Origin of the sequence: Sphingomonas sp. STIS6.2 (assembly GCF_000732685.2) — a bacterium.
Taxonomy (GTDB): Bacteria; Pseudomonadota; Alphaproteobacteria; order Sphingomonadales; family Sphingomonadaceae; genus Sphingomonas; species Sphingomonas aerolata.
Genome location: NZ_JPDP02000035.1, coordinates 37,382 through 51,557 on the forward strand (window position 1 = coordinate 37,382; position 14,176 = coordinate 51,557).

Below are 14,176 nucleotides of genomic sequence, written 5' to 3' on the forward strand. Positions count from 1 at the left end.
CCGCATTCAACTGTGGTGTCTAGATAATACACGCAAGCCACGCAATCGTCTTGGCGGCTCGCCCGGAGACTGGCGCGGGCCACCCCGAAACAGGCTCGCGATCGGCGATTTTTCCGGCAGCGGGGAACCATTCGGGCGGCAATCGAAACGCCAAACTTGCCGCATCGCGGAATAAACGCTAAGCGCGCCTGCAAATTCCGTCCAAACCGAAAGCATTCCCATGAGCCTCCGCAACGTGGCGATCATTGCGCACGTCGATCACGGCAAGACGACGCTGGTCGACCAGCTCTTCCGCCAGTCCGGCACCTTCCGCGACAACCAGCGTGTCGAAGAGCGCGCAATGGATTCCAACGACCTCGAAAAGGAGCGCGGGATCACGATTCTCGCCAAGCCGACCTCGGTCGACTGGACGCCCCCGGGCGAGAGCGAGAGCATCCGCATCAACATCGTCGACACGCCCGGCCACGCCGATTTCGGCGGCGAAGTCGAGCGCATCCTGTCGATGGTCGACGGCGTCGTCCTGCTGGTCGATTCGTCGGAAGGCGCGATGCCGCAGACCAAGTTCGTCACCGGCAAGGCGCTGGCCCTCGGCCTGAAGCCGATCGTCGTCGTCAACAAGGTCGATCGTAACGACGCGCGCATCCAGGAAGTGCTCGACGAAGTGTTCGATCTGTTCGTGTCGCTCGACGCGAATGACGACCAGCTCGATTTCCCGGTGCTCTATGCTTCGGGCCGCAACGGCTATGCCTCGACCGACATGGACGCGCGCCAAGGCACGCTGATCCCGATGTTCGAGACGATCGTGAAGCACGTGCCGCCTCCCGCCGTGGAAGTTGCCGGCGTGCCGTTCACCTTCCTTGTCACGCTGCTCGATCGCGATCCGTTCCTCGGCCGCGTCCTCACCGGTCGCGTCAATTCGGGTACCGTGAAGACCAACCAGGCGATCCACGCGCTCGATAACGACGGCAAGATCATCGAGACGGGTCGCGCGTCCAAGATCATGTCGTTCCGCGGCCTCGACCGCGTGCCGGTCGACGAAGCCAAGGCCGGCGACATCATCTCGCTCGCAGGGCTTTCGGTTGCGACCGTCGCCGACACGATCGCCGACATCACGGTGACCGAGCCGCTGCACGCGCAGCCGATCGATCCCCCCACGCTGTCGATGCGTTTTGCCGTGAACGATTCGCCGATGGCGGGCCGTGAAGGCACCAAGGTGACGTCGCGCATGATCCGCGAGCGCCTGTTCCGCGAAGCCGAGTCGAACGTCGCCGTGAAGGTGACCGAGGCAGCCGACAAGGACAGCTTCGAAGTCGCCGGTCGTGGCGAGCTCCAGCTGGGCGTGCTGATCGAGACGATGCGCCGCGAGGGCTTCGAGCTCGGCATCTCGCGTCCGCGCGTGCTGTTCGGCGAGGACGAGGACGGCAAGAAGACCGAGCCGTACGAGACCGTCATCATCGACGTCGACGAGGAGCATTCGGGCACCGTCGTCGAGAAGATGAACATCCGTAAGGCCGAACTGACCGACATGCGTCCGTCGACCGGTGGCAAGACCCGCATCACCTTCTCGGCGCCGAGCCGCGGGATGATCGGCTATCACGGTGAATTCCTGTCCGACACGCGCGGCACGGGCATCATGAACCGGCTGTTCGAGAAGTATGGTCCGCACAAGGGCCAGATCGAAGGCCGCAAGAACGGCGTGCTGATCTCGAACGGGTCGGGCGAAGCGAACAACTATGCCCTCGGTCCGCTCGAAGAGCGCGGCATCCTGTTCGTGGGTCACGGCGAGGCACTCTATGAGGGCATGATCGTCGGCGAGAACGCCAAGCCGGACGACCTCGAGGTCAACCCGATGAAGACCAAGGCGCTGACCAACTTCCGCGCGAGCGGCGGCAAGGACGACCAGGTCCGCCTGTCCCCGCCGAAGCGTGCGACGCTGGAGCAGGCGATCGCGTACATCGACGACGACGAGATGGTCGAAGTCACGCCGAAGTCGATCCGTCTGCGCAAGCGCTTCCTCGACGCGAACGAGCGCAAGCGCGCGAGCCGGGCTAAGCAGAGCGCGTAAGCCTGGCACGGCGAAGCCGGCCAAGCTTACAAGCTCGGCCGGCCTCGCTCAGGCGAGGTCCGACGACGCGGCTCCGCCGCGGCGCTCCCCAAAACGAAAAAGGCCGGAGGGAAACCTCCGGCCTTTTTCGTGTCCAGCGAAGCGCCCAGCCCTACCCCAGAATAACCGCCGCCCGATCCGCCAGCCGCGCGATCGCCGCGCGGTGGATCCCGCGCGTGCTCGCGACGACCCCGAACGCCTGCGGGCGCGGCTTGTTGAACACCAGCGGGATCCCGACCGCGTCGGTCACTGCCGCGCCGGCCTCGCTCGCGACCAGCGCGGCGGCGGCGATGTCCCACTCATTTCCCCAGCGCAGCGTCGCGACCAGGTCGGCCCGGTCGGCTGCGACCATCGCGATCCTAAGCGCGATAGAATTGGGTTTCTCCACCACTACCAGATCGCGGTCCGCCTTGGGCAGTGCATCGGTCGGCACGCGCGATCCGGGAAAGTCGGTGCGCGATCCGGCCCGCAGCACCGCGCCGTTAAGCGTCGCGCCTTCGCCCAGCGCCGCCGACCAGACCTCGCCTCGCGCTGGCGCATCGAGCACGCCGATCACCACCCGCCCGCGCTCGACCAGCGCGATCGACACGCACCAGCCCGGACGTGCCCGGATATAATCGCGCGTGCCGTCGATCGGGTCGACGACCCAGAGCCGGTCGCGCGCAAGCCGCGCGGGATTGTCGGCGGTTTCCTCCGACAGCCAGCCGGCGTCGGGCAGCAGTGCGGACAGCCGCACCTTCAACATCCGGTCGATATCGATATCGACCTCGCACACCGGACTGCCCGGCGTCTTTTCCCAGCGGCGGAAATCGGTCCCGAACCGCGCTAGCGCCGTCTGCCCGGCTTCGGCAGCGATCGATTCGACCGCCGCGCGCAACGTCGTGGCCGGACCCGGGGGCGGTTCAGCCACTCGCCACCGTCATCCCCTCCACGCGCAACGTGGGCACGTTGATGCCGTAGCGGAATTCGAGGTCGTTGGCGGGGGTCATCGCCAGGAACATGTCCTTCACATTGCCCGCGATCGTAAATTCGGCGACCGGCCCGGTGATGACGCCATTCTCGATTCTGAAGCCCGCCGCGCCGCGGCTGTAATCGCCAGTGACGCCATTCGCGCCGCCGCCCATCAGTTCGGTGACATAGACGCCCGACACGATATCCTCGATCAGCGTCTCGGGCGGCATCGTGCCCGCTTCCATGAAGACGTTGCTCGTCGACACACCCGGCGCACCGTTGACGCCGCGCGCGGCATGGCCGGTCGGCTCAAGCCCCAATTGGCGTGCCGACGCCGAATCGAGCAGCCAGCTTTCGAGCATGCCGTGCTCGATGATCGCGGTCGGCGACACCGGCAGCCCTTCGCCATCGAACGGCCGCGACCGCAATCCGTAAGGCCGATGCGGATCGTCGCGGATCGTGATGCCATGCGCAAACACCTGCGATCCCAGCGAATCGAGCAGGAAGCTGGTCTTGCGCGTGATCGCCTGCCCCGCGATCGCCGCGATCAGATGGCCGAGCAGCGAACTGCCGACGCGCGGGTCATACACCACCGTCATCGGCCCGCTCGCGAGCCGCCCCGGATTGAGCCGCGCGACTGCCTGCTCGCCCGCGCGCTGCCCGATCGCCTCGGGCGATTCGAGATGCTGGCGGTGCCGCACGCTGTGATAGGCATAGTCGCGCTGCATCGCGCCGCCCTCGCCCGCCAGCACGCTCGCCGACACGCCATAGGCGGTCGAGGCATAGGCGCCCGCGAACCCATGGCTGGTGGCCAGCGCCCAGACGCTGCTCGACGCGCTTGCGCCACCGCCTTCGCTGTTCGTCACGCCGGGCACCGCGCGCGCCGCATCCTCCGCCGCGGTTGCCGCATCGCGTAGCTGCTCGGGCGAGACCTCACCGTGATCGGCAAGCCCGAGCATCGGCGGTACGCCGTGCAACAAGCGATTTTCAGGGGCGAGGCCGGCCCAGGCATCCTCGGGGGCCTCGCGCGCCATCGCCACCGCGCGCGCCGCGAGCGCGTCCATCGCCGCGGACGACAGGTCGGAGGTCGAGACGCTCGCCGACCGCTTGCCGACGAACACGCGCAGGCCCAGGTCCTCGCTTTCCGACCGGCCGATATCCTCGAGCTTGCCGAGGCGGATCGAAACGTCGAGCGAGGCATCGGCGGCGAAGACCGCATCGGCGGCGTCCGCGCCGGCGGCCTTGGCGCGCGCTACGATGTCATGGGCGCGGTCGCGGGCTTGATCGGGTGTGAGCATGTCGCCGATCTAGGGTCACAGGCTCGTGCCGACAACCATGCAGGCGAGGAAGATCAGCAACCCCGTGAAGCGGTTGGCGCGGAATCGGGCGAGCGCACCGGCACCGTCGTCCGCGCGCAGCGTGACGACCTGCCACCCCAGATGCAGCGCGGCGGGCACCAGCGCGGCGATCGCGAGCGGATCGGGCCGCATCGTCCAGAACGCGGCCGCCCAGAACCCGACCGCGATCGCATAGAAAATCCCGACCCCCGCCTTTACATGCCGCCCCATGCGCAGCGCGGACGACCGGACGCCGATCATCGCATCGTCCTCGCGGTCCTGCAGCGCATAGATCGTGTCATAGCCGATCACCCAGGCGATCGACCCCGCATAGAGCAGCCACATCGGCAACGTCAGCGCGCCGGCGACGTCGCTCCACCCGACCAGCAACGCCCAGCTGAACACCAGCCCGAGCCATGCTTGCGGCCACCAGGTGATGCGCTTCATGAACGGATAGGCGGCGACCGGCGCGAGACTCGCCAGCGCGACGATCGCGGCGAGCGGCGTCAGCTGCAGCAGCACAACCAGCCCGACGAGCGCCAGCACGCCCAACCAGATCCACGCCAGCCGCAGAGAGACGAGCCCGCTCGGGATCGGTCGCGCGCGCGTCCGCGCGACCTGCGCGTCGAGATCGCGGTCGACGATGTCGTTGAACACGCAGCCTGCGCCGCGCATCGCGATGCTGCCGAGCAGGAACCACGCGATCAGATCCCAGCGCGCCCACGCCCCGCCCGCCAGCGCGATCCCCCAGGCGCCCGGCCAGAACAGCAGCCACCAGCCGATCGGCCGGTCGAACCGCGCAAGCAGCGCCAGCCCGCGCAGCGTCGGCGGCAGCCGCGCGACCAGGCCGCGATGTTCGCTGTCGGGGACGATGTCCATCGGGCTCGGTGTGGTCTGCATGACGCGGGGCGTAGGAAGACGGCGTTTGGCGCGCAAGCCCGCAGCGGCTAGGATAGCGGCAGTGTCGCGTTCGAGCCCCTTTGCATGATCGGCCTGTCGGTCGCGGTCGGCCGTTTCGTCGAGGCGCTCTTCTGGGGCATCTTCCGCGTCGCCGGCGCGGTCGCGGGCGCGCTGATCCTCGCCGTCGCGGTCGCGATCATCACGTGGATCGTCGCCCGCAAACTCTGGACCCGCCGCTAGCGAATCCCCCTGACGGCGGAGGATCGCGAACGAGCGAAACGCCCTCCCCGCATGCGGCGGGATTTGCTAGGCCCCCGCCATGCCTGCAACCCCAGCCTGGCCGCCGCAATCCACGCCGCGGCTGTTCGTCGACATCCCGCTCAGCCCCGGTCCACTCCCGGTCGACGGCCCCGCCGCGCATTATCTCGCCGGCGTCATGCGGCTGAAGATCGGCGACCCGGTCAAGCTGTTCGACGACCGCACCGGCGAATGGCTCGCCACCGCGGCCAGCGTCGGCAAGCGCGACCTCGTCCTCGACGTGACCGAACGGCTCCGCGAACGCGAGGCGGTGCCCGATCTGTGGCTCTGCGCTGCGCCTATCAAGAAGGGCCGGGTCGACTGGCTGGCGGAGAAGGCGTGCGAGCTCGGCGTCGACCGGCTCGTCCCGGTCGTCACGCGCCGCACCGTCGTCGACAAGCCCAATACCGACCGTCTGCGCACGCACATGATCGAGGCGGCCGAGCAATGCGGCCGCACCGCGCTGCCGCAGGTCGCCGAACCGGTGAAGCTCGCAGCGTTGCTCCGCGACTGGCCCGCCGACCGCACGCTGTTCTTCGCGGACGAGACGGGCGGCGCGCCCGCGCTCGCGGCAATGCGCGCGCATGCCGGTCCCGCGGCGATCCTGATCGGCCCCGAAGGCGGTTTCGACGCCGACGAGCGTGCGGCGATTCGCGCGCATCCCCAGGCGGTCGGCATCGGGCTCGGCCCGCGCATCCTCCGCGCGGAAACCGCAGCGGCGGCGGCGGTCGCGCTGTGGATGGCTGCGGCGGGCGATTGGGCAGCCGAACCGCCCGTCCCGTCACCCGTCGCGTGACATTGCTACCGACCGGTCCGAATCCCCTCTAGCACCCTCGTTCATCGCCGCGTAAGGCGCGGCGATGACGAGCAAGACCGCCCCTGCAAAGACCAGCCCGACGATCGAGTCGCGCGACCAGTTGATCGCCAGCTTCGCGCGCGGTGAAAAGCCCAAGGACCGCTGGCGGATCGGCACCGAGCACGAGAAGTTCGTGTACGCGAAGGACGACCATCGCGCGCCTTCGTACACCGAGGCGGGCGGCATCCGCGCGCTGCTCGGCGAGCTCGAGCAATATGGCTGGGCGCCCGTGTTCGAGCGCGGCCCCGACGGTACCGAGAACGTCATCGCGATGACCGGTGCGGACGGCAGCATCAGCCTGGAGCCCGCGGGCCAGTTCGAACTCTCGGGCGCGCCGCTCGAGACCCTTCACGAAACCTGCGCCGAGACCGGCCGCCATCTCGAACAGGTCAAGGCCGCGGGCGAAAAGCTCGGCATCGGCTTCCTCGGCCTCGGCATGTGGCCCGACAAGACCCGCGCCGAGCTGCCGATCATGCCCAAGGGGCGCTATGCGATCATGTTGCGGCACATGCCGCGTGTCGGCAGCATGGGGCTCGACATGATGCTGCGGACCTGCACGATCCAGGTGAATCTGGATTACGCGTCGGAGGCGGACATGGTGAAGAAATTCCGCGTCGGCTTGGCGCTTCAGCCGCTCGCCACCGCGCTCTTCGCCAATTCGCCGTTCACCGAGGGCAAGCCCAACGGCATGCTGTCCTATCGTAGCCATATCTGGTCCGACACCGACCCGCACCGCACCGGCATGCTGCCCTTCGTGTTCGAGGACGGCTTCGGCTATGACCGCTACACCGACTATGCGCTCGATGTGCCGATGTACTTCGTCTACCGCGACGGCAAGTATATCGACGCGGCGGGGCTCAGCTTCCGCGACTTCCTGAAGGGCGAGCTCAGTGTCCTGCCCGGCGAGAAGCCGACGCTCGACGACTGGACCGATCATCTCTCGACCGCCTTTCCCGAGGTGCGGCTGAAGACCTTCCTCGAGATGCGCGGCGCCGATGGCGGGCCGTGGAACCGGATCTGCGCGCTGCCCGCGCTCTGGGTCGGGCTGCTCTACGATCAGGGTGCGCTCGATGCGGCATGGGATCTGGTGAAGGACTGGACGATCGACGAACGCCAGTCGCTGCGCGATTCGGTGCCCAAGCTCGGGCTGAATGCGCCGATCGCAGGTGGCGGCCAGTTGCGCGACATCGCTGCACAGGTGCTCGATATCGCGGGTGCCGGCCTGTCGTCGCGCGCACGCCTCAACAAGGCGGGCGACAATGAGACCGGCTTCCTCGACCCGCTGCGCGAGATCGTCCGCTCGGGCAAGGTCCCCGCCGAGCTGCTGCTCGACAAATATAACGGTGTCTGGGGCGGCGATATCGCCAAGGTCTACGGCGTGGAAAGCTTCTAGGCGCCTGACGCCCGGCCTGACCCAGCCACCCACGCCAGAAGACGCGGTACCGGTCCGTTGCGCGCCATCCAGTCGCTATAGGCGCGGTAGTCGGGGTCGAGGCCCAGATGCCGCTCCTCAGACCGCGCACGCCAGTAATAGACCCCGCTGACCGCCGCGAGCAGCAGGGTCGCGCGCATCGCATCGATCGGCGTCCCCGTGGTCAGCACGGGAATCGTCGACAGCCACCAGAACAGGTTCTTCGACAGATAGGCGGGGTGCCGCGACCAGGCATAGGGCCCGTGCGTCAGGATCCCGCGGTTGGTGAGATTGGAGAATCGAAAGCCGAACGCCATCGTCGCCCACGCATAGATGGCGGTCAGCGCGACCAGCACCGCGCCAATCAGCACCAGCAGGACGGGGTGATACTGGAACCAGACGTCCCATTCCTGCGTGCCCGGGTGATAGTCCATCGGCCCGCCGTCGCTCATCAGGATGATCGGCGGATAGCACATCAACGCCGCCATCCACGCCGCCGCAAACGGATTGGCGCTGCGGATATGCGAATCGAGCGGTCGCAGCGTCAGGACATAGCCGACCGTCGCGAACGCGACGTCGATCAGGAACATGAAGGTGATCAGCCACCTGGCGAGCGCGACCGGGTCGCGCAGGATCGCGCTTGTGTCGCCGCGGATGAACTCGCCAAACCCGCCCGGCACGATCGCGAGCATGAAGGCGAGGAAGAACGCCTTCACTCCCCAGCTGCGCAGGTGGTTGTGGAGCGCAGCACGGTCGACCCCCGGCTGCCCGGTCAGCCATGCCCCGAGCGACCACGCGCCGTCCTTCGGCGCGACCAGATAGCGGTCGAGCCAGAGGACATAGGGGATCGACACGAGCACGAGGATCGGCGCGGCGTTGGTGAAGCACCACATCGCAAACGCGAAATTGCCCTCCCAATAGAATCGCCCGGTGCCATAGATCACCGCGATCCCCGCCCAGGTCACCCAGAAGGCGGCGAGCTTTGTCAGGCTGACGTCGATCGTCTCGCGCCATGGCCGGGGCCGCGACCAGTCCAGCCCGGTGCTCGGCCGGTGATGGACCTTGTCGATCAGCACCGACCACAGGATCATCGGGACCGCGCAGGCGAGCAAATTGACCAGCGCGGCATAGGGCCCGTCCATCCCCCAGCCGCGCGCGCACGCCACCCAGCCCAGCACCCCTGCCAGCCCCGCCAGCCCGGCGCCGTGACTGACGGCGGACGCGGGGCGCGGATCCGCGGCGCGGCGACGCTGCAGGGTCAGGCTCGTCGTCTCGGGAAGCACGGGTGCGTCGGACATGGCGCCAGGGGTAGCCGATTTTCGTCAGCAAACCATGAACCATCCTGCCCCGGCTTGCACCACCCCACGACCCGCGCTATCGCGACCCTACACCTCCTGCCACCCGTCTCGCCTTCGCGACGGTCCGTGCGGGGGCGCAGGCCGCGGCAACGCCGGCTTCGCGGGTATAGTACAATGGTAGTACAGCAGCCTTCCAAGCTGAATACACGGGTTCGATTCCCGTTACCCGCTCCATCGGTTTCAATAGCGCCGACCAGTCTCGACGGACGTGACCCGATCATTACCTGACTATGCCGTGAGATGCGCTGTTATAAGCGGCGATAGCCGGCATGGCGAACTCTCTGCCTCACAGCACCCGCCCCGCCGCATTTTCTGATTGTTAGAAATCGGGCTGACCATTCCGATTTCGACATGACCCATTTGCTGATTTCTGGTAGCTCTATGGCGCATATTACCGATGATTTCGGGATGAAATACTATTAGCAAGTCTTTTCAATGATGGGACGTCGACTTCACCCTTTCGCTTCACAATCGAACCGGAAAGTATTTTATCGGCAGGGACATTATCGACACGCTGCCGGAGGTATTTCGCAGCGTGAAGATATGGAGACTTCCCGAAAGGGTCGGCGTCAATGCCTTGTCCCGCAAAGTCATCGGTCGATTATGGGCCGAAGAGGATCGCCTCAGAGCCCGGTATCCCAGGCTGGTGCCGCGACAGCGGAGCCGACGCGCGGTCCTTCATCTCGATCCGATGACCGTCCTGGGCTGGCACGTCACGTCGCATGATGCCGTGCTGTGCCATGATCTCGGCCCCCTGACGCATCCCGAACTCTTCGCCCCGTCCGTGACCGCGCTCTACGAGCGGGTCTATGCACGCATTGCCGAACGCCAGCCCCGCATGGCCTTTGTCAGCCGGGCATCTAAGGTGGCATTTCAGCGCCTTTATGGCACCGGGTCCCCCGCCACCGTGATCTATCCGCCGATCCGCACCGCGTGGCGGGTGGCGCGCAACACGCCGTGGACGGCGTCGAAGGCCTGTTTCTGCTGACCGTGGGCAGCATCGGGCGCCGCAAGAACCAGCTGGCCAGCATCCGCGCATTCGCGCACGCGGGCCTCGCCGATGCGGGCTATCGCTATGTCATCTGCGGCAGTCGCGAGCCGGGATCCGAGGCCGTCATCGCCGAGGCCGGTCAAACCCCCGGCGTCATCCTCCTGCCCTATGTCTCGGACGAGCAGTTGCGCTGGCTCTATGCGCATGCGCGGGGGTTCGTGCTGGTGAGCCTTCTCGAAGGATTCGGCGTCCCCGTCGCAGAAGCGATGCGCAACGGACTGGTGCCGCTGATCAGCGCCGACAGCGTCCTCGAAGAGGTCGCGGGACCAAGTGCGATCGCGGTGGATCCGCACTCCGTCGAGGCCATCGCCGCGGGGATGATACAACTCGCCGAACTCCGCCCGGACCAGATCGCGGCACGGCGGGTCGATCTCGAGGCGCGTCTCGACGCGTTCTCGATGCCGACCTTCGTCGATGCGTGGAGGGCCTTTCTGCGTGCCGAGGCCGAGCATCGGCCGCCGCCGCTCGTCGCCTCGCGCTAGCCGACCGAGACGGCACGACGCGGGACGAGCAGGCGCGCACCCAGATAGGCGAGCGCCGGCTTTTCGACGTAGCGGCGGACGACCTCCGCCACGATCAGCGCAGCCCCCACAATACCGACCGCTGCGATCAGTCGCTCGGCGAGCGGCTGGCCCGCCACCAATCGAGAGAGCAGCATGACGACCGGCAGATGCGTGGCATATAGCGGGAAGGAGATATTCCCCAGCCATGTCAGCACGCGCGACTGCTCACGCTGTCCAAGTGCGCCGAGCAAAACGATCATCGGGTTGGCGCACAGGATGTAGAAGAGCGACAGCGGGATGCCAAACCAGGAGACGCCGGGCACGATCATCGGAAAGAGGAGTGCGGCGACCAGGATCACCGGCGCAACATCCGCCTTCACGCGACGCGCCTCGTAGATCCGGTATACGACCACCCCCATGCAGAAGGACGCCAAGGCCCTGACCGTCGTTGGCACGATCATATCGACCGACTGATAAAAGAAATGGACGCTATTATGGTCGATGGCGATCCAGGTGATCGCGACCGAAAGGATGAAGGCGATCGCGATCAGCCGTCGATTGCCAAGCGCCTTGACGGATATCGCCCAAAGCAGATTGACGAGGATCTCTGCAAAAAGCGACCAATAGACGCCGTTGAACCAGACCAGGTTCTGCCCCTCGAGCCGCGGCAGGACGACGAGGGACAGGGCAAACGCCCGATAGGCGGATGACGCCCCCGGACCGCCCGCCATGCCGAGCGCCACGAGCACGGCCACCACCGATCCGGCGAGCACGCTTGGCCAGAGCCGAACCACCCGTGACACCAGAAAGCGCGCCAGCTCACCCCCGCCCTCGCGCAACCGCCGCTCGTGGGCGAAGGCGAGGACGAAACCGCTAAGACACAGAAAAAAGTCCACCGCGATATTACCATGGACCGTCATTCCGCTCGGGAACTTCAGGAAGATACCGATATGGTATGCCACGACCATCAGCGCCGCGACCCCCCTCAACCCATCCAGTGCGACAAAGCGACGTTTCGAGTGTTCGGCGGCCCGGACAGGCTGCATATACATTCCCCCAGCGCTTATCCCGATTAGGCGGGGCAAAACACGAATATCGAGAGAACTGTCGGGGGCATCGACAGACAAGTCTATCGTGTTTTTTGACCAAGACCGTCCCAGGTCGACATGATTTCGACGGCTTTACTATTCTGGCGTTCTGATGATCGCTCACGCATGACCGCAAGGTGGGCGATCTTCGTTATCGGGGTGGATCGGATATGAGGCATTTCCCGCCAGCAGGGCCCGCCTGCGCGCCATCGCTTACCCCTCCCCGGCAATGCCGGGGAGGGCGCGATCGAGGACAGAGGTCAGAGGGCGAGGTCGGGGCTGCGGTCCGGCTTGACGCGCATCGCGGCGGGCCGGGGCTTGGTCGCGACATGGACGGCCGGCGAGGCGATGGCGAGTTGCAGCGTATCGGCGGTATTGCCCCAGTGATCGGCGAGCAGTTCGGGATGCTCATTGAGCTTGATGCCGTAGCTCGGGACGATCTCGCGGATCTTGGCCTGCCAGCCGGCGGTCGACAGCCGGTTCGGAAACACCTTCTTGAGCAGGTCGAGCATGATCGACGGCGCGGTCGACGCACCCGGCGACGCGCCGAGCAGCGCCGCGATCGAGCCGTCCTTCGACGCGACGATCTCGGTGCCCAGCTTCAGCACGCCGCCCTTTTCAGGATCACGCTTGATGATCTGCACGCGCTGGCCCGCCTGCCACAGGCGCCAGTCGCCGTCCTTGGCGCCGGGGAAATATTCGCGCAACGCCTCCATCCGGTCGGCATCCGACATGATCAGCTGCCCTGCGAGATATTCGACCAGCGCGAAATCGTCCCAGCCGACCGCGACCATCGGCCGGAAATTGTCGATCGTCACCGATGCAGGCAGATCGAAATAGGACCCCTGCTTCAGGAACTTGGTCGAGAAGGTCGCGAACGGTCCGAACAGCAGCGCCTGCTTGCCGTCGAGATAGCGGGTGTCGAGATGCGGCACCGACATGGGCGGTGAGCCGACCGCGGCCTTGCCGTAAACCTTGGCGAGATGGCGGTGCGTGATCTCCGGCTTGTCCGCGACCAGGAAGGATCCGCCGACCGGAAAGCCGGCATAGTCGTCCGCCTCGGGGATGCCCGACTTCTGCAGGATCGGCAGTGCGCCGCCACCCGCGCCGGCAAAGACGAAGCGCGCATTGATGACCTGCTTGTCGTCGGTCTTCATGTCGCGCGCGGTGACTTCCCAGCCGCCCTTGGCATTGCGCTCGAGCGAACGAACCTCATGCCCCGTCGTCAGCGTGAAATTCGCCTGCTTGTCGAGCGCGGCGATATATTGCCGCGTCACCGTGCCCCAGTCGCAGTCCGTGCCGAGCGGCGAGCGGGTCGCCGCAAGCGGCAGCGACGCGTCGCGGCCCTGCATCATCAGCGGCACCCATTTGGCGATCTGGGCGCGGTCGGTGGAGAATTCCATGCCCGAGAAGAGCGGGCTGGCGCCCAGCGCTTCCCAGCGCTTGCGCAGGAAGGCGACATTCGCGTCGCCCCAGACGAGGTTCATGTGCGGGGTCGAGTTGATGAACGTCCGCGGTGCGCCGAGCATGCCGGCCTTGACCTGGTGGCTGAGAAACTGGCGCGTGACCTGGAACTGCTCGTTGATCTCGACCGCCTTGGCGATCTCGACACGGCCGTCGGCCGCGTTGACCGGCGTATAGTTCAGTTCGCACAGCGCCGAATGGCCGGTGCCCGCGTTGTTCCAGCCGCCCGAGCTCTCTTCGGCAACCTTGTCGAGCCGCTCGACCAGCTCGATCGTCCAGCTCGGCTCGAGCTGGCGCAGCAGCACGGCGAGCGTCGCGCTCATGATGCCGCCGCCGATCAGCAGCACGTCGACCGACCGTTCCGTCGTCGCGGCCTGCGCCGGCGACAGGGGGACCATGGCGGAGGTCCCCGCGACGCCTGCAACGATCGCCGAGCCTAGAAGATTGCGGCGCGTTACGCCCGTGCCGGCCGCCGGGGCATCGCCTGCCTGCTCGGCGGTCCGCGTGTCGTCGTTCGATCCAATTCGCACTATGATGCCTTTTTCGTTACCGCCTGCCCGCCCCCGATCCCGGCCCCCGAGGGGCGGAGACGGCTAAGGGCGCATCGCCGGATGATGGATGGGCTGCGCAGGATCGGCCGAAAGACGCACAGAAGCGATCGACCGAGCACAACCGTTGCTCAAAGTCCTCGCCCATTTGCCGGAATCTATTGGGAGGCCCGCAAACCAGTAAAATTGACGGGTATCCGAGACTTACATGCCATCACAGGCGCAATTTTACAAGCTTTGGATGGCGGACGGCCGGATCGGGGCCCGCCATGCGCGGCGTATCGAGCCGCGCGGCAGCAGCCGCGAAG

General features: G+C 66.6%; 12 protein-coding genes and 1 tRNA gene. 7 read left to right on the forward strand and 6 right to left on the reverse strand.

The window, feature by feature from the left end; all coding sequences use genetic code 11:
• Positions 1–220 precede the first annotated feature (220 nt).
• On the forward strand, positions 221–2,065 hold the full coding sequence (gene typA, locus sphst_RS04885; RefSeq protein ID WP_031393418.1) for a translational GTPase TypA: 1,845 nt from the start codon (positions 221–223) through the stop codon (positions 2,063–2,065).
• Between the two features lie 151 nt (positions 2,066–2,216).
• Here the strand turns inward: typA and sphst_RS04890 are convergent, their stop codons facing one another.
• From sphst_RS04890 to ubiA, 3 genes are read right to left on the reverse strand one after another with little or no spacing between them, the layout of a single operon-like run.
• On the reverse strand, positions 2,217–3,014 hold the full coding sequence (locus sphst_RS04890) for a 3'(2'),5'-bisphosphate nucleotidase CysQ (protein ID WP_051916276.1): 798 nt from the start codon (positions 3,012–3,014) through the stop codon (positions 2,217–2,219).
• A complete protein-coding gene (locus sphst_RS04895) occupies positions 3,007–4,353 on the reverse strand; it encodes a TldD/PmbA family protein (protein ID WP_031393416.1) in 1,347 nt (448 codons plus the stop codon). Before sphst_RS04895 ends, sphst_RS04890 begins: the two co-directional genes overlap by 8 nt.
• 15 nt (positions 4,354–4,368) lie before the next feature.
• The gene (gene ubiA, locus sphst_RS04900; RefSeq protein ID WP_234387395.1) at positions 4,369–5,292 is read right to left on the reverse strand and encodes a 4-hydroxybenzoate octaprenyltransferase; all 924 of its coding nucleotides are present in this window, start codon (positions 5,290–5,292) and stop codon (positions 4,369–4,371) included.
• Positions 5,293–5,376: 84 nt separating this feature from the next.
• Here ubiA and sphst_RS20845 point away from each other — a divergent pair, with 84 nt between their 5' ends.
• The 3 genes from sphst_RS20845 to sphst_RS04910 all read left to right on the forward strand — a co-directional run bounded on the left by sphst_RS20845 (position 5,377) and on the right by sphst_RS04910 (position 7,838).
• Complete coding sequence (locus tag sphst_RS20845) at positions 5,377–5,532, forward strand: hypothetical protein (protein ID WP_199848916.1); 156 nt, start codon at positions 5,377–5,379, stop codon at positions 5,530–5,532.
• 79 nt (positions 5,533–5,611) lie between these two features.
• Complete coding sequence (locus sphst_RS04905) at positions 5,612–6,385, forward strand: 16S rRNA (uracil(1498)-N(3))-methyltransferase (protein WP_107045243.1); 774 nt, start codon at positions 5,612–5,614, stop codon at positions 6,383–6,385.
• Between the two features lie 64 nt (positions 6,386–6,449).
• Positions 6,450–7,838 carry a glutamate--cysteine ligase gene (locus sphst_RS04910; RefSeq protein WP_107045244.1) on the forward strand — a complete coding sequence of 463 codons (1,389 nt, stop codon included), beginning with the start codon at positions 6,450–6,452 and terminating at the stop codon, positions 7,836–7,838.
• Here sphst_RS04910 and sphst_RS04915 read toward each other — a convergent pair.
• Positions 7,835–9,154, reverse strand: coding sequence for a methyltransferase family protein (locus sphst_RS04915; protein WP_107045245.1), 1,320 nt, complete (start codon positions 9,152–9,154; stop codon positions 7,835–7,837). The genes sphst_RS04910 and sphst_RS04915 overlap by 4 nt on opposite strands.
• A gap of 160 nt (positions 9,155–9,314) precedes the next feature.
• Here sphst_RS04915 and sphst_RS04920 point away from each other — a divergent pair.
• The 3 genes from sphst_RS04920 to sphst_RS04925 all read left to right on the forward strand — a co-directional run bounded on the left by sphst_RS04920 (position 9,315) and on the right by sphst_RS04925 (position 10,747).
• Positions 9,315–9,388, forward strand: a tRNA-Gly gene (locus sphst_RS04920).
• A 517-nt stretch (positions 9,389–9,905) separates the two neighbouring features.
• A complete protein-coding gene (locus tag sphst_RS20340) occupies positions 9,906–10,202 on the forward strand; it encodes a hypothetical protein (RefSeq protein WP_199848917.1) in 297 nt (98 codons plus the stop codon).
• Positions 10,172–10,747, forward strand: a complete 576-nt coding sequence (locus sphst_RS04925; protein ID WP_051916664.1) for a glycosyltransferase — start codon at positions 10,172–10,174, stop codon at positions 10,745–10,747. The genes sphst_RS20340 and sphst_RS04925 overlap by 31 nt, the downstream gene beginning before the upstream one ends.
• On the opposite strand, the gene sphst_RS04930 is transcribed toward sphst_RS04925, so the two are convergent.
• Both sphst_RS04930 and mqo read right to left on the reverse strand, forming a co-directional pair.
• Positions 10,744–11,895 carry an acyltransferase family protein gene (locus tag sphst_RS04930; RefSeq protein ID WP_159043524.1) on the reverse strand — a complete coding sequence of 384 codons (1,152 nt, stop codon included), beginning with the start codon at positions 11,893–11,895 and terminating at the stop codon, positions 10,744–10,746. The genes sphst_RS04925 and sphst_RS04930 overlap by 4 nt on opposite strands.
• 221 nt (positions 11,896–12,116) lie before the next feature.
• Positions 12,117–13,850 carry a malate dehydrogenase (quinone) gene (mqo, locus tag sphst_RS04935; protein ID WP_234387406.1) on the reverse strand — a complete coding sequence of 578 codons (1,734 nt, stop codon included), beginning with the start codon at positions 13,848–13,850 and terminating at the stop codon, positions 12,117–12,119.
• Between the last annotated feature and the right edge of the window lie 326 nt (positions 13,851–14,176).